We start from the raw sequence: 22,351 nt of genomic DNA on the forward strand, positions 1-22,351 counted from the left end.
TCAGTTGCCTCCCTGCTGTGCTGCGCCGGCATTGCCGCGCATGATCTCATTCAGAGGCAGATAAGGCACCACGCCCTGCTTTTCGTCGATGATCACCTTGTTGGAGCCCTTCAGGACCTGTTCCATGGTTTCCAGGAACATGCGCTGACGGGTCACATCCGGTGCCGTGCGATATTGGTCATAGATGGAAACGAAGCGCTGCGCTTCACCCTGAGCCTCGTTAACGACACGCGATTTGTAAGCATTCGCCTCTTCGACGATCTGCGCTGCCTGACCGCGCGCGGCACCCAGCTTCTGGTTGGCGTACTGATTGGCTTCCTGAACGAAGCGATCCTCGTCCTGTTCGGCGCGCTGCACTTCATCGAAGGCGTCGGCCACTTCGCGCGGCGGCGCCGCATCTTCGATGGCCACGGCATTGATGGAGATACCGGCGCCATAACCGTCCATGGTGGACTGGATGATGGTGCGCACATCCGCCGCGATCGCCTGACGGTTATCGCGGAAAATGTCCTGTGCCGGACGGCGGCCGACGACTTCGCGCATCGCGCTTTCGGAAACCTGTTGCAGGGTCTCGGCCGGGCTGTCGACGTTGAAGAGGTAGGATTTCGGATCTGAAACGGTATAGAGCACCGAGAACTGCACGTTGACGATGTTCTGGTCACCCGTCAGCATCACGCCGCTCGACGAGGAAGACGAGGCGCGCGAGCCGATATTCTGCTGCTGTTCGGTGACCTTGACGATTTCAACCGTCTCGATCGGCCACAGATGGAAATGCAGGCCGGGCATCGAGATTTCGTCCTTCGGACGTCCGAAACGCAGCTCCACGCCGCGCTCGTCCGGCTGGACGGTATAGATGGACTGGATTCCGAGGAACACCAGAACGACGAGAACAACAATCGCAACGGCGCCGCCATTAAAGCCGCCGGGCAGGACATTCTTGAAACGGTCCTGGCTGCGCCGGATGATCTCTTCCAGATCGGGCGGGCCGCCATTGTTGCCGCCGCCACCGCCGCGAGGCCGGTTAGGCCCCTGCCCCCATGGGCCGCCACCGCCGCCCTGGTTGTTTCCTCCACCGCCGCCGCCCCAAGGGCCGCCGCCGCCATTCTGATTGCTCCAGGGCATCAATACCTCTTTATAAAAGCCTCTCCCGGTTCCGTTCGTAAGCGAATGCTCGCGTGCGGCGGGAATATCGACCCGTTATAGGAAGGAGAAGCGTCCGTTTCAACGCAGAGGTGGTAACTAAATACCCAATCAAGGTAAATAGTTCACTTTGACGCAGAGATAGCAATGACAAGGATGTGAACGAGTGCAGTCAGGATTCAAAAAAATCCAACTGATTGGCTTCCTCGTCCTCTAGAGCTTTGACTTTCATTTCATATTGCGCCCAAAATTTTTCGATATCGGGCTTCCGTCCCATAAGCTCTTCTTTCACCCTGTAACGGTGCTCAGGCTTTCTTCGGCGATATTCGGTCACCCTAAAGGGAAAATCGTCGAAATCGGTCTGCGGGTATTCATCTTCACCCTTAATGATCCATTCAGAACGCTTATCCCCGCGCGCCGCATTAAAATTGACTTCGAACTTAGCGTCACCATTTATATTTCCGCAGAACACATCGGTGACAAAAATCCTATTTAAGTACTTATGAAAGGTGCGGTAAATTTGCTCCCCACCGATCACAAAGAATTCCATTTTCCCAGAAATGATCGAATCCATATCTGCGATCAGAAAAGCTGTTTCCGGATCTGGAGCCCACTTCAGAGATTTGAAATCGCTTAGGTAGGGAGGCTCGTTTCTCGAGAGAATTATATTTGTCCTATTGGGCAAAGGACGACCGATAGATTCAAATGTTTTACGTCCCATGATGACAACATGTCCTTGCGTCCTCTTTTTAAAAAGCTGCAAGTCGGTCCGAAGGTGCCACGGCAAAGTGTTATCTATTCCGATAATCTGATCAGGATAACTTCTTGCCACAATGGATGCCACAGATGGCATCCGGACTCTCGGGGGATTTTTCTTCATAAGGCGCTACACCAGGAACTCATCTTTACGAAGGTTCACTGCATATTATCCCAGCGCGCCACCGGCAAGGCGTATTTCTCGTTATACCGCGATCGGTGCCTTGATGCTTGAATCGGCCTCGTAATTCTCAAGCGTAAAGTCTTCGAACTTAAAGGCGAAAAGGTCCTTGACGTCAGGATTGAGACGCATCGTCGGCAGGGCCTTCGGCGTGCGCGTCATCTGCAGCTTCGCTTGCTCGAAATGGTTGGCATAGATATGCGCATCGCCGAGCGTGTGGACGAAATCGCCCGGCTTCAGGCCGGTGACCTGCGCCACCATCAGCGTCAGAAGCGCATAAGATGCGATATTGAAGGGAACGCCGAGGAAAATATCGGCCGAGCGCTGGTAAAGCTGGCAGGACAGCCTGCCGTCCGAGACATAGAACTGGAACAGGCAATGGCAGGGCGGCAACGCCATCTCGTCTACCAGCGCCGGGTTCCAGGCCGAAACGATGTGACGGCGGGAATTGGGATTGGTTTTGAGTGCCTCGATCAGAAGCGCGATCTGATCGATATGGCGGCCATCGGGTGCCGGCCATGAGCGCCACTGCGCGCCATAGACCGGGCCGAGATCGCCATTCTCGTCGGCCCACTCGTCCCAGATGGAAACGCCGTTTTCCTTGAGATAGGCAATATTGGTGTCGCCCTTCAGGAACCATAGCAGTTCATGGATGATGGAGCGCAGATGCAGCTTCTTGGTGGTGAGAACCGGAAAACCTTCGGAAAGGTCGAAACGCATCTGGTAACCGAAGACAGAGCGCGTGCCCGTGCCGGTGCGGTCTCCACGGTCGGAGCCGGTTTCCATCACATGCCGGAGAAGATCGAGATATTGTTTCATGCGTTCTGCCGCCGATTCCCTGATATCCAGCGAATATAATAGCACAGGGCGGCAGAACCAATCATCTAATGCGGGCTTATCCCCGTTAAATCAAAGCGACTGGAGTTTGCCCAGTTCCTTGGCGACAAGGTAATAGAAGGTCACGCGCGACTTGGAGCGGTCTGCGGCCATGGCCTTGGCGACAGCATCGATCGCCTGATCGGCGCTGCCATCGGTCACACCGAGCTTCTTGCCGCACCAGCTCGCCTTCACACGCGCAAGCTCTTCCGGATCGGAAGCGGACACCAGCGAGGAATCCCGGTTGCGCAAGGCAATGCCGAGATGCTTGACGATCTTGCCGACAATGGCTTCATCGGCTGCTGCATCGTATTTCTTCACATCTGCGAGATAGTCGGTCATGTCCACTCCTTCGTGTGTCCCCGGCCCGGTGTTGCTTCTGGTGACCGGTTGCATGGAGAATGTGTCAGCAATCTCCCGTCGTCAAGAATAGTCTAAATTGCCGGGGCCAAACACGAAACCTTTTCATGGAATTGTCATCGCCCCCCTTTTCTCGGGGACGGGAAACGCCTATATGAGCCTTGCCGGGGCAACCCGGCTATGGCGATAAACGGTCGGTGTAATAAACCTATTGGACCCGGGGGCGGTACCCGGCGCCTCCACCAAAAACCGGCGGGCTTTGCAAGATCGAGGCCGGCTTTTGATGGGGGCGAAATAGGATCGACAAGGGCGTAAAGATCGAACTTTTGCTCGGCATGATACCGCCGTTATCGGGTCACAAGTGTAGTTGCAAACGACAACAACGCTAAGGAATACGCTCTCGCTGCCTAATGGCGGTGCGGGAATTCCGCTCTAAGTCCTCACGGTTAGCCCCGTGAGGCGGGGTTCGGAGGTACCTGGCAACAGAAACCTCCACCTTCTCCATTTTGCCTGAATTGGTTATATGATAGCTGACTTGTGATCGGCATCGGCTTTTCCGTTGCTGCCGTTCAGGACATTGCGTATACTTGGGCAACGCGTAGCCGTCAGGATCGAAATTGATCCTGGCTCAAGGATTACGCAAAAATTCAAAGTGTTACAGCGTCCCTGGCGCGCATGACGCGCCGTGCATTAAAAGACGTTCGAATAAGGGAAAGACAGGACCGCATGGGGCAGGATCATATCCGTTACGACATTCTCGCACAGGATGCCCTTCGCGGCGTTATTCGTAAAGTTTTGGGTGAAGTGGCCGCAACCGGCCGCCTGCCCGGCGACCATCATTTCTTCATCACCTTCCTGACCGGCGCGCCCGGGGTGCGGATTTCCCAGCACCTGAAGGCAAAATATGCCGAGCAGATGACCATCGTCATCCAGCATCAGTTCTGGGACCTGAAGGTTACCGAAACCGGCTTCGAAATCGGCCTGTCCTTCTCGGATACGCCGGAAAAGCTGGTCATTCCCTATAATGCCATTCGCGGTTTCTACGATCCTTCCGTCAATTTCGAACTTGAATTCGATGTGCCGCTGGCCGACGAGGAAGAGATGGAAGACGCCGAAATCACCGCCTACCCCGTTTCCAATGAAGCAAAGCCCGCTTCCACCGCCGAGGCACCCAAGGCCGGTGAGGAAAAGAAGGAAGGCTCCGTCGTCTCGCTGGATGCTTTCCGCAAGAAGCAATAACAGCCTCCTGCCCCACCGCACGAAACTCAAGGAGACATATCCGCATGGCCGCCGATATCGTCAATCTGCGTCAGTTTCGAAAGCAGAAGGCCCGTAGCGAAAAAGAAAAACAGGCGGAACAGAACCGCCTGTCTTTCGGCCGCACCAAGGCGGAAAAAAACCTCACATCCGCCCTCAATGAGAAGGCCGAGAAGGCGCTGGATCAGGGACGGCTCGAAAAGGACGATGACAGGACCGACAGGGACTGATCATCCCGCTGACCGGAGCTCCTCTCCGGGAAAATCAGAAGAGAATCACAAAACAGGGACTTACCGGCGAGACATGATTCAGATTTCCAGCCGGAGAGCGATGTGATGATCCGCAAACATTCCACGACATTGCATGGCCACCGGACCAGTATTTCGCTTGAGGATGCCTTCTGGGACGAGCTGAAAATCATCGCCGAAAAGCGCAAGATCAGTTTCGCCGCCCTGCTTGCCGAAATCGACGACAACCGGCCCGCCGACAGCAATCTGTCCTCATCCTTGCGAGTCTATGTATTGAGCTGGCTCAAAACACGCTGAGCACTTCTGGCAGCATGTGAGATCAAAGCCCGGGCCCGGATTCTGCTTTACGGCGACTATTAATATTCCTGCTGAAAACTCGTAACGCCGCGAAAGCATTCATTAAACATTAGCTGATTAATCTGCGCTCCAAGGCATCCCCGTATTGCGTAGCCTTGCTTTCAATTTGTGTTTCAGACCTTTCCCTTTCACACCTCCGCCACGAGGCGACCCATGGTTTCTGCCGTTTCGGGAACGAACATCGCTGCTTCCGTTCTCTCGTCCTCCACCTCGTCTTCAACCGTCTCCGAACTGAAATCGCAGATTGCCGCAAAGCAGTCGGAGCTCGCCCAGACGACCGAAGCGAAAGCCCAGGAAGACCTGAAGAGCACAATCGCATCGCTCCAGGCTGATCTCGAAACCCTTGAAAACAGCTCCGGCAAATCGTCCTCCTCGGGCGAAAGCGCGGATAAGCCGAGCCTGTCTGGCGAAAGCAGCAGGATCGGTACCAAAAATTTCGACGCCGACACGCCCTTCGGCGAGCGCGAAAGCTGGATTTGACGGGCTGTCTGAGCTCGTCCGGTAAAGTAGCTGAAAGGGCAGGCTCCAGAGCGCGTCGAAATGCGCCCTGAGACAGGGTTGTGTGCCTCAACTTCTCTCCTAAACGCACCGTCATCCTCGGGCTTGACCCGAGGATCCATGCTCGCGTCCGCTTGTGGATCCTCGGGTCAAGCCCGAGGATGACGGCGCGTTTCAACTGCGCGTTTGGGAGAGAAGTTCAATACTTCTGCAAGCTGCAGAACGATTGCTGCCCGTCCCGAGAAACTTACGGATTAGCCGGCGCGCTTTCCGGCGCCAGTTCCCTGATGGCGTTCTCCGTTGGCGGCACAATTAACACCGGTGCGGACTGCGGCTCGGGAACGGGTTGTTGCTGTTGCTGTTGCAACCGATCCTGCTGTTCCTTTTCCTGCCGAAGACGCTCCTCGGCCGCAGCCTTCAGCCGCGCCTCCTCTTCCGCCTTTGCCTTGGCCTCCGCTTCCACGCGTTCCTTTTCCGCCTGACGCTCTGCCGCCTCAAAACGGTAGAGCGCCACTTCACGGCGCAGGCGCTGCTTTTCAAGAACGCTCGCCTGCATGGCCTCCACCCGGCGGCGCTCCTTCTCGAAAGCCCTGAGCGACAGATAATTGCTGAGCGCCGAAACATCGGTCGTCAAAGCCGGTGCGGCAAGCGGTCCAGTGTAATTCAGGCGCACTGACGGTTCGGCCCCGGCAACCGTCTCCGTGCCGGGATTGAAGAGAAGATCAAGGTCGCCATTCACGGTCGAAGCAGCAATATCCACCGTCGCATCAGCCGTCAGCTGCACCGGATCGATGCCGGCGCGCAGGTTCTGGAAGTGAAGCGCGCCGCCATTCAACGAAAATGGCAAGGCCACATCGCCGAGCGCTATCTCGCCCTGCCACAGATTCTGGTCCACCAACGGCCGCACCTTGGGTGCGTCGATAGGCTGGTGCAGGCCATCCGCCGATTGCAGTATCGGCGGAAAGGCGCCGGGATTGAGCCCCTTCAGCGCGAGCCCGCTGGCACGGATTTCCCCCGAACCGCCCGCCGACTTCAGGATTTCGGCAAGACTTTTGCCAGTCGATTCGGCCGTAAGATCAAGTGCGACCCGCCCCGTTGCGACCGGCCCATTGGCGTTCGCCCACAATATCGGCTCCGGATTGGCATCAGTAACCGCGATCTTGGTGCGGAAAATGCCTGCACCCCCGCCCGTCGACATGGCGAGCCGCCCCGTCAATTTGCCCCCCATGAAGGTGCCGGCAACATCGTCGAGCGCGAGACTGCCCTCATCATGCGTGACCTTTGCCGAAAGACCCGTGACCGTACCGAAGGGGCCGGCCTCGAAACTCTCCGCTTTCAGCGACAGCGACGCCTTTAGCTGCGGGAAAGCCGGCATGGCCAGAGGCTTGGCATTGAGCGCGCCGGTTTCCGGATCGATCACCGGTCCATAGATCGCATCTCCCAGCCAGGCGAGATCGGCGGTTCTGACCGAAAGGGCGCCGGTGACGGGATAGGGAGCCACACGGTCAACCGTCAGATTGCCCGAGAAGGGATTGCCGCCCGCCTGCCCGCCTATGCCGGAAAGGGCGATCTTTTGCCCATCCACAGCCACTTTGCCGTTGGCCTTCAACGCCATGCCGCCGCCAAGCTGCGGCAGGCCGACCGCATTCATGATGAGATATGGCTCGATATCAGCGCTTTCGAGCGCCACATCCGCACTGCCTTCACCGAAATTGGCGGCCGAAACGGCAAAGGAGCCGTTCATCGAAAAATGCGTACGCTCGGTGGAAAAGCGGATATCGGTCTGCGCGGGCGAACCAAGCGTGCCGTTGAGCTTGACGGAAAGAAGCCCTTCCCCATCCGCATCGAACGGCAGCGGATCAAGCCCCGCCTGCCCGAACAGGATCGCCGTCGACTGGTTTTTCAACACCGCTTCCAGCGACATCGCCGTGTCGTCGGTGATCGACAGGAAATCCGGCATCTTGGCGACAGCTGAAAGCCGGCTGCCATTGACGGTGCCGGAAACCGCGACATTGGCGCCGCCATTGTCGCTATTGACCGAAACATCCATGGCAAGGTCGGAATTGGCGTACCAGGGCGCACTAGCCGCCAGACGCCTGAGGAACGGATGATCAGGCAATTTCTGCTGCAGCATGGTGAAGAAAGGCTGCATGTCCGTCGCATGCAAATTCACCGTGCCCTTGCCGGCATATTTCAGCAGCGAGCCCTGCAACTGTCCCTTGGCGCGCACTTCCGCGCCGGCAATATCACCGGCCGTCATGTTTTCAAGCGAAAGAACGCCACCCGCCATCGTAAAGGCGGTTTCCACATGATTTGCGGTTACACCCGCCATATTGAACCGGTCGGCCTTGAACTTGGCGTTGATGCGATGGTCGAGAACCGAGCTTCCCACCTGATCGCCGAGCGCGAGGCTGCCGAGCGCTCTCAAGGCATCGAGGTCGATCTCGTTGCCGGCAAGATCGATGGAAAGATTGGAAGTCTTGCCATCGGAGCGCCGCTCCAGCTCACCCTTCAGCGAGGCGTCGCCGATGGCGAGCTCCAGATTGTCGAAACGCTGGTTAAGCGTCGTCAGCGAGACATCGGCGGAAAAACCGGCGGCATTGAGCTGGCGGATCGCGGGGTCGACGGAACCGGAAAGCCAGTTCGCCAGCCCTGAAGGCTGGTTGGAGGCAAGCAGCAGATTGCCGTTGAAGGCAGGGCCGCCGAGAAGCGTCAAAGACCCCTTGGCTTCCAGCTGCGTCCTGCCGGGCAGCGTCGCAACCGCATTCACAACCTGCCAGCCGCTGCCCTCCGGGCGCACATCCAGGCGGATATCGCGAATGGTCGTATCATCTGAAACGAGCGCCGGAAGGCTGATGCTCGCCTTGCCCGGCACCGGCGGCACCGGAATACGAGCAACCATGGCCGCAAAGGCCTCGATGCGCTGGCGCACCGAGGCGGTGGGCTGGCGCGAGGTCTTGCCCGTCTGCACGACAGGTGGCGCGAAGCGGGCGACATCGATCTGCTGACCATCGGCCGTCAGCAGGAATTCCGGCTTGGCGCCGGTATCGAGCGTCGCTTCGCCGGTCACGACATAGGGATTTTCGCTGCCGCCAAGCTCCATGCGGTAGCTCGGGATACGCACGCTCTCATTGGTGAGTTCAAAACTGCCGCGGGTGCGCGGCGAGGAAAACAGCGATTGTCCGGCCTGCTGCTTCTGCTTTTCGTCCTCACGGAAACTGAAGGAGAAAGAACCGCTATAGGCCGGCTTTCCCGCTGTTGCGGCAATCACGCCATCGAGATCAACCTCGACCGGATGTTCGTCCGGCACCAGCCGCACCCGGAGCCCCATGCGGCCGGCGGCATAATCCGGCTCGCTGCTGGAGAGCGAGAAAGAGCCCGGATGTCCATCAACGGCAGCGCGTCCCTCGGCCTTCCACGGCCCGGCCAGCGAATTGGCGGACATGTCGGCATTAAGACCGGTCACGACACGGTTGCGGCCGGATTGCTCATCGATGAATTCGATCTGCCCGCCTTCGATCTGTACGCTTTCCAGAACCACGGTGCGCGCGGGAATTTCGGCCCGGCTGCCGCGCATCCAGTCCAGCGTCCCATCCTTCAGCAGCCTTATCTTGGCTTTCGGCTCCTCGATGCGCATGTCGAAGATGCGCGCTTCGCCGGAGAGGAAAGGTGCAAGCTCGGCATCCATGGAAAAACGGGCGACCTGAATGAGCGGTGATCCATCCGCATCCGTTCCGGCGCGCACATCATGCAATGTCACCGAAGGGAAAGGCAGGATACGGGCTTCAACCCGGCCATGCACCACCACCTTCTTGCCGAGGATACGGCTTGCCTGATCCTCGAAATCGCGGCGGAAGTCCGTCCAGTCGACGAAATAGGGAATAAGCAGCGCCGAAAACAGCACCACGGCCAGCAGTCCGCCCAGAAAAACCAGAATACGCCCGAGCACTGACCTGCATCTCCCTTCGCGAACGCTGCAAACCTATTCTTTTCTGCCTTAACGGCAAGCAGCCTTTTGTACCAATCAAATATGAGAATGATCAGACAAGACGGAACAACTTGCCCGGATTGAAGATGTTATCGGGATCGAGCGACGTTTTGATGGCACGCATCAGATCCAGCGCATTTCCCGCCTCTTCGGCCAGAAAGCTCATCTTGCCCTGGCCAATGCCATGTTCACCGGTGCAGGTGCCGTCCATGGCGATGGCGCGGCGGTTGAGGCGGGCGACGAAGGCTTCGGTTTTTGCAACGCTTTCCGCATCCTTGCCGTCGAAGAGGATGAGGACGTGGAAGTTTCCATCGCCCGCATGGCCGACGATCGGCGCGAGAAAGCCGTTTTCCTTGATATCCTGCTGCGTTTCCACCACGCAATCCGCGAGCCGCGAAATCGGGACGCAGACATCGGTGGAAAGCCCGTCGAGATGGGGCGCAAGCGCGCGGGAAGCCCAGTAGGCGTCATGCCGCGCCTTCCAGAGCTTGTTGCGCTCGGCCGCGTCGCTCGTCCAGCGAAAGTCGACGCCGCCGCATTCGGCGGCAATCTCGGCGAACTGCTGCGATTGCAGTGCCGCCGTTTCCTCGGTGCCGTGGAACTCCACGAAGAGTGTCGGTTTCTCCGCGTAATTCAGGCCGGAATAGGCGTTGCAGGCCCGCACCTGCACTTCGTCCAGCAATTCGATACGGGCAACCGGAACCCCCATCTGGATCGTCATGATGACGGCATCGCAGGCCGCCTTGACGCTGTCGAAAGTGCAGACCCCGCCGGCGATCTTTTCGGGAATGCCCTGCAAGCGCAGCGTCACGGAAGTGATGACACCCAGCGTCCCCTCTGCACCGACGAAAAGCCGCGTCAGATCGTAACCGGCGGACGACTTGCGGGCACGGCGGGCGGTGCGGATTTCCTCGCCATTGGCAACGACGACGGTAACGGCCAGCACATTGTCCTTCATCGTGCCGTAACGCACGGCATTGGTACCGGAGGCCCGCGTCGAGGCCATGCCGCCGATGGAGGCATTGGCACCGGGATCGATGGGGAAGAACAGGCCGGTATCGCGCAGATAGACATTGAGGTCCTCGCGCGTCACGCCCGGCTCCACCGTCACGTCAAGATCTTCGGCATTCACCTCAATGATGCGATTCATCCGGCTGAAATCGATGCAGATTCCGCCGTTCGGCGCATTCACCTGCCCTTCCAGCGAAGAGCCCGTTCCGAAAGGAATGACTGGCACCTTATGTTGCGCGCAGACCTTTACCACGGCCTTCACATCGTCCGCACTTTCGGCAAAAACGACGCCGTCAGGCGCCTGCAGGGTCAGATAGGTGGTGGTGTGGCCGTGCTGCTCGCGAAACGCCTGTCCGGTCTGGAGCCTGTCGCCGAGCTGCTGCTTCAACACCGCGAGTGCCGACGCGATGCCCTCTTCGTTCCGCTTTCCCGCCACCACATCTTTCAGCGCCATCGTCCGTCTCCACCGCAACATCTGCCCGTAACGGATTCGATCCGTTACGAAATTCCGTCAGGTGGTATGGGATAAGGTTAACGCTTTGTCCAGCATCGCGATTGCGCCAAACACTGTTTGGCGGCAACCGTTTTTATTCCGCTGCCAGCAGCGGCTTGTCCTCTTCCAGCGCCTTGCGGCGGGCGGCAAGTTCAAGCTCGCGGTGAAGGCGGATTTCCTCGTCCGCCTGCGGTTTGGCGAAGCGGGCGATCAGCAGGTAGGAGACCGGCGTGATGTAAAGCGTCACCAGCGTCGCAAAACCGAGACCACCGACGATGACCCAACCGAGCGCGATGCGCGCTTCCGCACCGGCACCTTGCGCCAGCACCAGAGGCACGCCGCCGAGAATGGTCGCAATCATCGTCATCATGACAGGGCGCAGGCGAATGCTCGTTGCCTTTTCAATGGCTTCCCGCACGCTGGCTCCCTGATCGCGCAGATGATTGGCGAATTCGACGATGAGGATGCCGTTCTTCGCCATCACCCCGACGAGGAGGACGAGCCCGATCTGGCTATAAACGTTGAGGCTCGAGCCGGTGACCAGCAGTGCGATGACGGCGCAGGCAAGGCCGAGCGGCACCGTCGTCATGATGATGACCGAACTCAGCACGCTTTCGAACTGCGCAGCCAGCACGAGGAAGATGATGGCGATGGCAAAACCGAAGGTCAGCAACATGCCGCTCGAATTTTCCTCCAGCGTCGCAGCCTCGCCGAGCGGCAGCAGGCGCGCGCCGGGCGGCATGACGGATTGCGAGAGCTCATTCACCTTTTGCAGCGCCTCACCCAGCGAAACACCGTCCTTGAGGTTGGCGGTAAAGCCGACGGAGGGAAGCTGCTGCTCGCGGTTGAGCTGCGGCGCAACCGCATTTTCCTTCAGCGTGGCGATGACCGACATCGGCACGATCTTGCCGTCGCCGGTTTTCAGGAAGACGTTTTCCAGATCGGTCGGATCGTTGATCGGCCGGGTGGAGGACAGGAGCCGCACCGGGATCGCATCGCCATCCACGAAGACGTCGACAATCGAGCGCCCTTCCAGCAGCGACTGCATGGCGCGCGACAGGCCGGTGATATCGATACCGAGATCCGACGCACGCTCGCGGTCGATGGAGACAGAAATCTGCGCCTGATTGGGCTCATTGTCGAAACGCGGCGTGTCGAACAGGCCGCTTTCCTCCATGGAAAGCAGCAATTTCTGGGTTGCCTCGGTCAGCGCCGCATAATTGCTGCCGACCATCGCCATCTGCAGGCCGTTGCCGGCACCGCGAATTCTGAGGCTGTTCGGCTGCATTGCATTGCCGCGCAGCGCCGGCACCCTGTTGGCGGCGGAGGTGACATCTGCGGCGATCTGGTTCTGCGTGCGCTCACGATCGGCCCAGGGCGCGAGCGTCAGCACCATGAAACCGGTATTAGAAGACCCGTTCATGCCGGTGATGGAGTAGATATTGCGGATCTCACCACTGTCGCGCAGCGGCTGCAGGTTTTCCTCGATCCGCTGCAGCTGGTCGCGGGTATATTCGAGGCTGACGCCCTGCGGTGCGGTAACCCGCATCATGACCGAGGCGCGGTCCTCGCGCGGCGTCAGCTCGTTCTGGATCATGCCGAAGGCGATCCATGAGAGGCCGGAAAAGATCAGCGCCACGACGATGACAATCAGCGGATTGTTGAGGCAGGCGGAAAGCGTCGTTTTGTAGGTGGAGGCAAAGACATTGCCGAACCATGCGAGCGGCCCCGTAGGTTCCTTCAGCCCCTCCTTCAGCATGCGCGAAGCGAGCATCGGGCAGAGTGTCAGCGCCACGATGGAGGACAAACCCACCGCGAAGGCCAGAACGAAACCGAATTCGCGGAACAGACCGCCAAGCTGGCCTGGCAGGAAAGAGAGTGGAATGAACACGGCGGCAAGCGTCGCCGTCGTCGCGATGACCGCGAAAAACACTTCCTGCGTGCCGAGAACGGCGGCGGCGCGCGGCCCCATGCCTTCCGCCCGGCGGCGCACGATATTTTCCAGCACCACGATGGCGTCATCGACAACGAGACCGGTCGCCAGAACAATGGCGAGCAGCGTCAGAATATTGACCGAGAAGCCGACCATATAGATGGCGACAATGGTGCCGATCAGCGCAACCGGCATGGTAATCGCCGGAATAAGGGTGGCGCGCCAGTCGCGGAGGAAGAGATAAAGCACAACGACCACGATTAGCGCGGAAAGACCAAGCGCCAGTTCAACCTCGTGCAACGCGCCTTCGATGAAGACGGCGTCATCGCTGGTTATGACGATGCGAGTGCCTTCCGGCAAGTTGGCCGACATGGCATCGACTGCGGCCTTCACGCCGGTGGAAATGTTGAGCGTGTTCGATTGCGCCTGCCGGATGACGCCGAGACCGACGCCCTGCACGCCATTGGAACGCAGCGAGGTGGATTCGTCGTCCGCCCCCAGCATCACGGTCGCAACGTCCCGCAGGCGGATATTGTCCTTGATGAGAAGGTTGGAAAAATCCTCAGGCTTCGTCAGGCTGGCCGTGGCGCGTACGACAATATCCTGCGTCGTGCTTTTCAGCGATCCTGCCGGCACATCGAGGGCAGCGCTGGCAAGCGCATTGGAAACATCGGTCACCGTCAAACCACGGCTCGCCAATGCGGCCTGATTGAGATCGACCCGGAAAACCTTTTCCTGATCGCCGTAAAGCTCCACATCGGCCACGCCGTCGACGGCGGCCAGACGGTCGATGATTTCGTCATCCACCAGCTTGGTCAGATCTTCCATGCTGAGCGTGGAGGAGGTGACGGCAAGGCGCATGATGGGCTGGCTGTCGGAATCCGCCTTGATGATCTGCGGTTCGTCGGCATCATCGGGCAACTGGTTGGTGACGCGGCCGATGGCGTCGCGCACGTCGTTGGCGGCAACCGCCAGATCGACATTGTCGCCGAATTCCAGCGTCACGCGGCTGGTGCCGAACTGCGAGTTGGACGAGATGGACTTGACGCCGCTGACACGCGCCACCGCACCTTCGATGGTCTGCGTCACTTCCTGATCGATGGTTTCAGGCGCCGCCCCCTCATAGGTGGTCCTGACGCTGATCGTCGGCCGGTCGACGTCAGGCAGTTCGCGCACTTCAACGCCCACCAGCGCGGCAAGGCCGGCAACGACCAGCAGCGTATTGATAACCGCCGCCAGAATGGGCCGGCGCACGAACAGTGCCGTAAAGGCGAGCTTGGAATCCGTAACCGAGGGCGGCTGCGTCGTCATTGGCTGGCGACCTCCTCGGGCTTCGGCTGGTTGCCGACGCGGACAGCGCCGCCTTCCCTGACACGCTGAAGGCCCTCGATCACGACAGGCTCACCATCCACCAGTTCCGCCTTGACGAGAACCGCATCGGGATTGCGCTGCACGATCTGCACCCGCACCTTGTTCGATTTATTGTCGGTCACACGCCAGACATAGGAGCCTTCCGCATCCCACTGCACGGCCAGCGGATCGACCGAGGCATAGGTTTCCCCGGCAAAACGCATGGTGACACCAAAGGACATGCCGGCCCTCAGCTCATCTTCCTCATTGCCGAATTTCGCCCGGATACGGATCGTGCGGCTTGCCTCATCGACGCGGTTGTCGACGGCCTCGATCTCGCCCTTGAAAGTCTCACCCGGCCGGGAAATGGAGGTCGCCTCCACCGGCATACCGACCTTGATTGCGGTTGCAAACCGCTCGGGAGCCCAGAAATTGACGAGAATTTCCGAACGGTCGTCGATGCTGACAATGGTGGACTGCGTGGTGACATTATCGCCGATATTGGCGGCGACAATACCCGCCACACCCTCTATCGGCGCAACGATGTCGCGGCGCTTGAGATTGAGTTCGGCGGTGCTCAGCGCAAGCTTGGCGGCTTCTTCGGCAATCTGCGCATCCATCACGTCAAGGCGGGAAACGGATTTCAGGTTCTTATAGGAATTGGATTTTTCAACGGCGCTGCGCAGCACCACCTGTGCCTTGTCGCGCTCGATCACCTGCTCTTCATCATCGAGCCGCGCAAGCACCTGCCCTTTCACGACACGTGCGCCAGAAGAGGTGCGGATTTCGGAAAGCGTGCCGGAAGCCTGCGGCATGACAACAACAGACTGGATCGCTTCGCCATTGCCAATGGCATTCAGCCGGTCGTTCACCGTGCCCTTTTTGACGGGAGCAGTCACGATCAGGGTCGCATTGTCATTGCGGCGTCCACCGCCGGCATTTTGACCCGAACCGGGCGTAGCGGCGGCAACCTCAATGGCGCCGGCAGGCGTTTTGCCTATCCCGATGCTGGCCAGCACATTGCGGGCTTCGGGCGAATAAAAGCCCCAGAGACAGAGCCCCGCTCCCACCACGGCAACACTGACACCCACCTGTTTCCAGACCCGCATATATTTCTCCGGTTGATCCGCGCAGCACGATATATTCCCGAAAACGACACGTTCCGGGACAGGTGCAGTATTCCCGCTTGGCCAAGGCAAGGCAACGCACAAATCCGTTCCTTACGTAATTGTAATTTGGGCGCAATTGCCGCCAGAAGCAGCCAATCCGCAATCCATCCGTGCATTCCTGTCGTAAATATCCGCCATTGGGCTAATCTGCGCCACCGCGAACCACAATGAGAGGAAGCCATGAGCACCGTGACGAAAACCGAAAACCCGGAAACCGACCCGCGCGTGAAAGCGGTGTTCGATGATATCCGCGCCACCCGCAAATCGGATTTCATCAACAATATGTGGCTCTACCTCGCCTTCGATGCCGATCTGCTTGAAAAGGCATGGGGTGAGGTCAAGGCGGTGATGGCGACACCTTCAGCGCTCGATCCCGTGGTGAAGGAAATGCTTTATATCGCCGTTTCCGTCACCAATGGCTGCTCCTATTGCGCCCATTCGCACACGGCCGCCGCCAAAGCGAAAGGCATGACGACAGAGCAGCATGCCGATTTGCTGCGCGTCATCGCGCTTGCCGCCAAGACCAACCAGCTTGCGGTGGCGCTGCAAGTGCCCGTTGACGCCGCTTTCGACGCCGACAGGCAGGCATAAAGCGAAAAAATGCCTTGGAATGGACGTTTTGACTGACGATACCGGAATAAAAGCAGAACACGGTTCTGGCCTTTATATCCCGAATCACTACATTGGGCCGCATGAGCAACAGTTTTGACGATATGCCGTTCTTCGATGAGGAACCCGTGGCGCCACGCAAGGCGACGAACAATGCCGGTGCGGAAAGCGGCGGCGGGCTTGGCATTGCCGCCCGCGCCATGGCGGCCCGCGATCAGACGCGTGCTGCGCCCGACTATCTTTCCGGTCTCAACCCGGAACAGCGCGAGGCAGTAGAGACGCTGGATGGTCCCGTTCTCGTGCTCGCCGGCGCCGGCACTGGCAAGACCCGCGTTTTGACCACACGCATCGCCCATATTCTGGCCACCGGCCGCGCCTATCCAAGCCAGATTCTTGCCGTGACCTTCACCAACAAGGCCGCCCGCGAGATGAAGGAACGTATCGGCGTTCTGGTCGGCGGCGCTGTCGAGGGCATGCCCTGGCTCGGCACCTTCCACTCCATCGGCGTCAAGCTCCTGCGCCGCCATGCCGAACTCGTCGGCCTGAAATCGGACTTCACCATTCTCGATACCGATGACGTGGTGCGGCTGATCAAACAGCTCATTCAGGCCGAAGGTCTGGATGACAAGCGCTGGCCGGCAAAACAGTTCGCCGGCATGATCGACGGATGGAAGAACAAGGGCCTGACGCCGCCGGATATTTCGGAGGGTGACAGCCGCGCCTTCGCCAATGGCAAGGGCCGCGAGCTTTACACCGCCTATCAGAACCGCCTGAAAACGCTGAACGCCTGTGACTTCGGCGATCTTCTGATGCATCCGATCAGCATCTTCCGTCGCCACACCGATATTCTGAAGGAGTATCACCAGAAATTCCGTTACATTCTGGTGGATGAATATCAGGACACCAACACGGCGCAATATATGTGGCTGCGGCTTCTCGCACAGCGCGCCAAGGGCGAGCCGCAGAATGTCTGCTGCGTCGGTGACGACGACCAGTCGATCTATGGCTGGCGCGGCGCGGAAGTGGACAATATCCTCCGCTTCGACAAGGACTTCCCCGGCGCCAAGGTCATCAAGCTCGAGCGCAACTACCGCTCCACCGAGCATATTCTCGGCGCGGCCGGCCATCTGATCGCCCATAATGAGGGCCGTCTCGGCAAGACGCTCTTCACCGAACGCAGCAGCCCGGATGATGAAAAGGTCGTGGTGCATGCCGCCTGGGATTCCGAGGAGGAAGCCCGCGCTGTCGGTGAGGAGATCGAACAGCTCCAGCGCAAGAACCACAAGCTGAACGACATGGCCATCCTCGTTCGCGCCTCCTTCCAGATGCGCGAGTTCGAAGACCGCTTCGTCACGCTTGGCCTCAATTACCGCGTCATCGGCGGCCCGCGCTTTTATGAGCGCCTCGAAATCCGCGACGCCATGGCCTATTTCCGGCTCGTATGCCAGCCGGCCGACGATCTCGCCTTCGAGCGCATCGTCAATACGCCGAAGCGTGGTCTTGGCGATACGACGATCCGTAACCTGCACGACTACGCCCGCGCACGCGATATTCCAATGCTCGCGGCAGCCGCCGACATCATCGAGACCGACGAGCTAAAACCACAGGCGCGCAAGGCGCTGTTCGATGTAGTTCAGAATTTCCGCCGCTGGCAGGGCCTCTTGGAAAACACCGAGCACACCACGCTTGCCGAACAGATTCTCGACGAAAGCGGCTATACCGCCATGTGGCAGGCCGACAAGACGGCCGAAGCGCCCGGACGGCTGGAAAACCTCAAGGAACTCATCCGTTCCATGGAGGCCTTCGAGAGCATGCGCGGCTTCCTTGAGCATGTGGCGCTTGTCATGGATGCCGAACAGAATGAAAATCTCGATGCCGTCTCCATCATGACGCTGCATTCCGCCAAGGGGCTGGAATTCGACACCGTCTTCCTGCCCGGCTGGGAAGAAGGCCTGTTCCCGCACCAGCGGGCGCTGGACGAAGGCGGGCGCTCCGGTCTGGAGGAAGAACGTCGTCTCGCTTACGTTGGCATCACCCGCGCCAAGAAGCTCTGCCATATCTGGTTCGTATCGAACCGGCGTATCCATGGCCTATGGCAATCCACCCTGCCCTCGCGTTTCCTCGATGAACTGCCGCCCGCCCATGTGGACGTTGCGGCATCCGACAGCAATTACGGTGGTTATGGCGGACGCGGCGGCTACGGCCAGTCCCGTTTCGACAAGGCAGAGCCCTTCGCCAATAATTATTCCACCCCCGGCTGGAAACGCGCGCAGCAGAACCGCTCCGACGCCACCCGCGACAATTGGGGCACGCGCTCCGGCCATGCGGTCGAGCGGATCGGTTATGGCGAAAGCGGCCCACGCACCCGCACGATCGATGGCGAACTGGTGGCGAAATCCGTCGCCGACACACCATCGAAATTCTTTGTCGGCGACCGCGTTTTTCACATCAAGTTCGGCAATGGCAATATCTCCGCCATCGAGGGAAACAAGCTGACCATCGATTTTGACCGCGCCGGACAAAAGCGCGTGCTGGATGGATTTGTGGAAAAGGTTTGATTCGACAACTATGAGTGCCCGAACCAAGCTTTTTCCGTAGCCCGCGTCGCGCCATTGCAATAAAGGAGTTGCAACAGGGTGTGAAAACCGGGCGAGGACTGCTTTGCATATTTTACCGAAAAGCCAGCGCAAGCTCGCCGTTTTTCTGATCAACATGGACAGCGCCACCAAGCGCCTCGAGGACATGAACACCCGCCTCGACGCCATCGGGCTGAAAGCGGAACGCGTTCCCGGCGTCAATGGCAGGGAGCTGAATTACCCGATCCCGGAGTTCAGCGAGATTTCCTATATGCTCATGCATGGCCGCCGCACCTCGCCGCCGGAAATCGGCTGTTATCTCAGCCATGTCGCCTGCGCCAACCGGTTCATGGACGGCGATGCCGACATCGCCCTCATCCTCGAAGACGATGTTATCTTCGACAATGATTTTATCAACGCGATCGACGAGGCTGTGCTGAATGGCGGCGACTGGGATCTGCTGCGGCTGACGACCGTCAGCAACGGCCGTAAATTCGCCTTCCGCCCGCTTTCCAACGGCCGCTCGCTCGCGATCGCATTGACACGGGAAAAAGGTTCGGGAGCCTATCTCGTCAACCGCCGCGCCGGCAAATGGATATCGAAACTCATTCCCATGCGGCTGGCTTACGATATAGCGTTCGATCTGGAATATCTCGCGGGCCTGAAGGGCGCCTTCATCTACCCTCTCTGCGCCACGCAGGATGCGGACGGGGAAAGCCAGATCCAGAATAACCTGCGCATTTACCGCCTGCCGCGCTGGCGATATTTCACCGTGCTGCCCTATCGCGCCTATCTGGAAACCAGCCGTTTCCTGCTGCGCGGCATCCGCCTGGCCATCGCCAAGTTGAGCGTCGCGCTGCACGGCGGCAAGGGCAAGACTGTTCCGGCCGGCAACTGAACTCGCTGGATCACACCTCTCCGGGTGTAAAGCCGACCAGATAGACCGCCGCAATCACGGCTGCGAGAATGAAAATCGAAATGACGAAAATCGTCATCCGGTTCAATGGTTTGCGCGTCGTTTTCTTCATGATGGAATAATGCGGCGTGCATGAACTGGTTCCCTAGCAAACCTTGGCTTGCTTCAGCGGTATCCTGTGGGACAGGTAATCCCGCATCTGTTCCATTGCTTCCGCACGCGTCAAACCGCCGGACTGCAGACCCGAACGCAACCACAGCCCGTCGATAAGCGTGGTAATCGCGAGTGCAACGATCCCGCACTCTTCCTTCGGCAAGAGATGCACCAGAGCCGAGAGAAGGTTCGATCGCATTCGTGCATGGATCACCTTCTGGATGCGAGCCAGCTGTGGCTCTCGCGGCACTTCGGCGCAAAGCGATAGCCAAGCGTGACATATGGATGGCTGAAAGAATCTTTCATCGAAATTTCCCTCGATAATGGCATCGAGACGCTCGCGCGGGTTGCTCGCTTTATTGAGGCGCGCCACCACCTCCTCCTTCAGTTTCACATTGGCCTCACGCATGGCGTGCTCGAACAATTCCTGCTTGTTGGCAAAATAGTGAAGCACGATGCCTTTCGAGGCCCCGGCCTGCGCCGCCACCCTTTCAAGCGTCGCGCCCGCCATGCCTTCCCGCTGGAGGACCTCGAACGCTGCCCGTCTGAGTTCCGCCCGGCGAATATCGCTTATTCTGGTTAGTCGCATCATTGTCTCCTTGGAGGAGTACATTGACAAATTTTCCGCAAAGATCAATTATTGTCCAACTGGTCAATCTAATGACCCAACAGACAAAGAAAGTGGAACAATGAAAAAATGGGCAGGCGTTTTTTCAGCCGCAGCACTCCTGATGACGGTGGAGACTTCCGCGTTTGCGGCTGATTCCGCTGATTGCAGGGTGGTGCGACTGGCAGAACCGGGCTGGAATGATCTCGCTTTCACCACCGGCATTGCCATGTCGCTTTTAAAAGCGCTGCAATACGAACCGCAAAGCCAGCTTCTTGGCATTGACGTCATCTACACGAGCCTCAAGACCAGGGATCTCGACGTCTTCGTGGGCTATTGGGATCCGGCAATGGTGAACTATTACAAGCCCTACAAGGAAGATGGATCGGTCGAAAAAGTTCGCACGAACCTTGCGGGCGCCAAATACACTTTCGCGGTTCCGACCTACGTGTGGGAAGCGGGCGTCAAGGACTTTTCCGATCTTCAGAAATTCGCAGAGAAATTTGACAGCAAGCTTTACGGCATCGAGCCCGGATCCAACCAGTTGATGCTGGACGCCATCAAGGACCCGGCACTCGGCCTTCAAAACTGGGAAGTAGTCGAATCCAGCGAACAGGGCATGCTGTCGCAGGTCGCGCGTTTTATCCGCAACAAGTCTTTCATCGTATTCCAGGGTTGGGCTCCGCACCCGATGAACAGCAAATTCGACATCAAATATCTGACCGGCGGCGACAAATTTTATGGGCCGGATTTCGGCGCAGCCACGGTCGATACGCAGGTGCGCAAAGGTTATCTGCAGGAATGCCCGAATGTCGCGAAGCTGCTCGAAAACCTCGCATTCGACGTGGACTACGAGAACAGGGGCATGGGCTACATCATGAACGACGCAATGACGCCGGAGGACGCGGCGATGCGGGCGATCAAAGACGAGCCACAACGGCTGGACGTCTGGTTGAAGGGCGTATCGACATTTGACGGAAAGGATGGCCTTGCCACCGTCAAATCGGGACTCGGCCTATGACCTCAAACTTCCTTGATGACTGGGAGAAGCGCAAACAATATGTCGAACTGCCCCGTGGCCGCCGGATGGCGTTCATAGATAGCGGCGGCCCCGGCCCGGTGTTGCTGATGTTGCATGGCTTTTCGGATACCAGCCGCAGCTTTTCCATGCTGGAGCCCTATTTTCGCGAATATAGGCTGATTGTTCCCGACCTGCCCGGACACGGAGTTTCCTCCGTCGGGCAAGGCTTTCATGTGAAGGATTTCGCCGAAACAATCGAACAGTTTCTAACGCTTGTGGGTGTTTCGCGGTTGTTCCTGCTCGGCCATTCGATGGGCGCGATGACCGCCATCGAACTCGCCGCCGGGCGGGGTGACACCATCCGGGGCCTTGCCCTCATATCGGCAACGGTTGAACCGGATTTCGGCGACGAAAGCCAGTTGACCAAAGACATTCTCGCACTACGAGATCCTATCAGGCCAACGGCAGGCTTTCTGCACCAATGGTATTCCTGCAGCCGACCAGTCGACCATGGTTTTCTGTCGAAAATGAAACAGGCCGCGGCCAACATGCCCGCCGCGACCTGGCATGGCGTCCTCAGAGGCTTTGCCGAAACAAATCTGCAGCAAAGCGCCGCCAGAATAAAAAAACCGGTATTTTGCCTTGCCGGCTCTGAAGACCCTCTATTCGACAAATCGCATCGCCAGCGGTTGGTCGAGGCCTTTCCCCAGGCTCGAACCGTCACACTCACGGGATATGGCCATAATCCGCATTGGGAAGATCCGCAGGGTGTATCGACGCTGTTAGCCGATTTCTTTGCAGATGTGATGTCGGGCATCATGAATTAAGTGCGCGGAACAACTGATTTTAAGA

18 protein-coding genes and 1 other RNA gene are annotated in these 22,351 nt (G+C 58.7%); 10 read left to right on the forward strand and 9 right to left on the reverse strand.

Annotation, left to right across the window (positions count from 1 at the left end):
- The 4 genes from hflK to AC1ROR_RS07700 all read right to left on the reverse strand — a co-directional run bounded on the left by hflK (position 1) and on the right by AC1ROR_RS07700 (position 3,295).
- Positions 1-1,122, reverse strand: a complete 1,122-nt coding sequence (hflK, locus tag AC1ROR_RS07685; protein ID WP_142169256.1) for an FtsH protease activity modulator HflK — start codon at positions 1,120-1,122, stop codon at positions 1-3.
- Between the two features lie 190 nt (positions 1,123-1,312).
- Positions 1,313-1,984 (reverse strand): dihydrofolate reductase, encoded by a 672-nt coding sequence (locus AC1ROR_RS07690; RefSeq protein WP_498589044.1) that lies wholly within the window; start codon positions 1,982-1,984, stop codon positions 1,313-1,315.
- 117 nt (positions 1,985-2,101) lie between these two features.
- Positions 2,102-2,896: a thymidylate synthase gene (locus AC1ROR_RS07695; protein ID WP_035220600.1), complete on the reverse strand. Its 795-nt coding sequence runs from the start codon at positions 2,894-2,896 to the stop codon at positions 2,102-2,104.
- A 90-nt stretch (positions 2,897-2,986) separates the two neighbouring features.
- Complete coding sequence (locus tag AC1ROR_RS07700) at positions 2,987-3,295, reverse strand: DUF2853 family protein (protein ID WP_035220597.1); 309 nt, start codon at positions 3,293-3,295, stop codon at positions 2,987-2,989.
- A gap of 142 nt (positions 3,296-3,437) precedes the next feature.
- Between AC1ROR_RS07700 and ssrA the strand changes: the two genes are divergently transcribed.
- The 5 genes from ssrA (at position 3,438) to AC1ROR_RS07725 (ending at position 5,655) form a co-directional block, all read left to right on the forward strand.
- Positions 3,438-3,810, forward strand: a transfer-messenger RNA (tmRNA) gene (gene ssrA / locus AC1ROR_RS07705).
- Positions 3,811-4,039: 229 nt separating this feature from the next.
- Complete coding sequence (locus tag AC1ROR_RS07710; protein ID WP_035220594.1) at positions 4,040-4,552, forward strand: SspB family protein; 513 nt, start codon at positions 4,040-4,042, stop codon at positions 4,550-4,552.
- A gap of 44 nt (positions 4,553-4,596) precedes the next feature.
- A complete protein-coding gene (locus tag AC1ROR_RS07715) occupies positions 4,597-4,800 on the forward strand; it encodes a DUF4169 family protein (protein ID WP_003494961.1) in 204 nt (67 codons plus the stop codon).
- A 105-nt stretch (positions 4,801-4,905) separates the two neighbouring features.
- Positions 4,906-5,115, forward strand: a complete 210-nt coding sequence (locus AC1ROR_RS07720) for a ribbon-helix-helix domain-containing protein (RefSeq protein ID WP_035220590.1) — start codon at positions 4,906-4,908, stop codon at positions 5,113-5,115.
- Positions 5,116-5,328: 213 nt separating this feature from the next.
- A complete protein-coding gene (locus AC1ROR_RS07725) occupies positions 5,329-5,655 on the forward strand; it encodes a hypothetical protein (protein ID WP_498589045.1) in 327 nt (108 codons plus the stop codon).
- 265 nt (positions 5,656-5,920) lie between these two features.
- Here AC1ROR_RS07725 and AC1ROR_RS07730 read toward each other — a convergent pair whose 3' ends face one another.
- The 4 genes from AC1ROR_RS07730 to AC1ROR_RS07745 all read right to left on the reverse strand — a co-directional run bounded on the left by AC1ROR_RS07730 (position 5,921) and on the right by AC1ROR_RS07745 (position 15,557).
- Positions 5,921-9,622 (reverse strand): AsmA family protein, encoded by a 3,702-nt coding sequence (locus tag AC1ROR_RS07730; RefSeq protein ID WP_498589046.1) that lies wholly within the window; start codon positions 9,620-9,622, stop codon positions 5,921-5,923.
- A 91-nt stretch (positions 9,623-9,713) separates the two neighbouring features.
- On the reverse strand, positions 9,714-11,126 hold the full coding sequence (locus tag AC1ROR_RS07735) for an FAD-binding oxidoreductase (RefSeq protein WP_498589047.1): 1,413 nt from the start codon (positions 11,124-11,126) through the stop codon (positions 9,714-9,716).
- A gap of 133 nt (positions 11,127-11,259) precedes the next feature.
- Complete coding sequence (locus AC1ROR_RS07740) at positions 11,260-14,409, reverse strand: efflux RND transporter permease subunit (RefSeq protein ID WP_498589048.1); 3,150 nt, start codon at positions 14,407-14,409, stop codon at positions 11,260-11,262.
- A complete protein-coding gene (locus AC1ROR_RS07745) occupies positions 14,406-15,557 on the reverse strand; it encodes an efflux RND transporter periplasmic adaptor subunit (protein ID WP_498589049.1) in 1,152 nt (383 codons plus the stop codon). Before AC1ROR_RS07745 ends, AC1ROR_RS07740 begins: the two co-directional genes overlap by 4 nt.
- A 240-nt stretch (positions 15,558-15,797) precedes the next feature.
- Here AC1ROR_RS07745 and AC1ROR_RS07750 point away from each other — a divergent pair, with 240 nt between their 5' ends.
- The 3 genes from AC1ROR_RS07750 to AC1ROR_RS07760 all read left to right on the forward strand — a co-directional run bounded on the left by AC1ROR_RS07750 (position 15,798) and on the right by AC1ROR_RS07760 (position 19,700).
- On the forward strand, positions 15,798-16,208 hold the full coding sequence (locus AC1ROR_RS07750) for a carboxymuconolactone decarboxylase family protein (protein WP_498589050.1): 411 nt from the start codon (positions 15,798-15,800) through the stop codon (positions 16,206-16,208).
- 101 nt (positions 16,209-16,309) lie between these two features.
- Complete coding sequence (locus AC1ROR_RS07755; protein WP_498589051.1) at positions 16,310-18,784, forward strand: ATP-dependent helicase; 2,475 nt, start codon at positions 16,310-16,312, stop codon at positions 18,782-18,784.
- 103 nt (positions 18,785-18,887) lie between these two features.
- Positions 18,888-19,700, forward strand: coding sequence for a glycosyltransferase family 25 protein (locus tag AC1ROR_RS07760; protein WP_498589052.1), 813 nt, complete (start codon positions 18,888-18,890; stop codon positions 19,698-19,700).
- Positions 19,701-19,863: 163 nt separating this feature from the next.
- Here AC1ROR_RS07760 and betI read toward each other — a convergent pair whose 3' ends face one another.
- Positions 19,864-20,460: a choline-binding transcriptional repressor BetI gene (betI, locus tag AC1ROR_RS07765; protein ID WP_498589053.1), complete on the reverse strand. Its 597-nt coding sequence runs from the start codon at positions 20,458-20,460 to the stop codon at positions 19,864-19,866.
- A gap of 100 nt (positions 20,461-20,560) precedes the next feature.
- On the opposite strand from betI, the gene choX reads away from it, so the two are divergent.
- Positions 20,561-21,499, forward strand: coding sequence for a choline ABC transporter substrate-binding protein (gene choX / locus AC1ROR_RS07770; protein ID WP_498589054.1), 939 nt, complete (start codon positions 20,561-20,563; stop codon positions 21,497-21,499).
- Positions 21,496-22,326 carry an alpha/beta fold hydrolase gene (locus AC1ROR_RS07775; protein ID WP_498589055.1) on the forward strand — a complete coding sequence of 277 codons (831 nt, stop codon included), beginning with the start codon at positions 21,496-21,498 and terminating at the stop codon, positions 22,324-22,326. Before choX ends, AC1ROR_RS07775 begins: the two co-directional genes overlap by 4 nt.
- The last annotated feature ends 25 nt before the right edge of the window (positions 22,327-22,351 follow it).

This window comes from Agrobacterium sp. GW821-FHT14E08 (genome assembly GCF_058803865.1).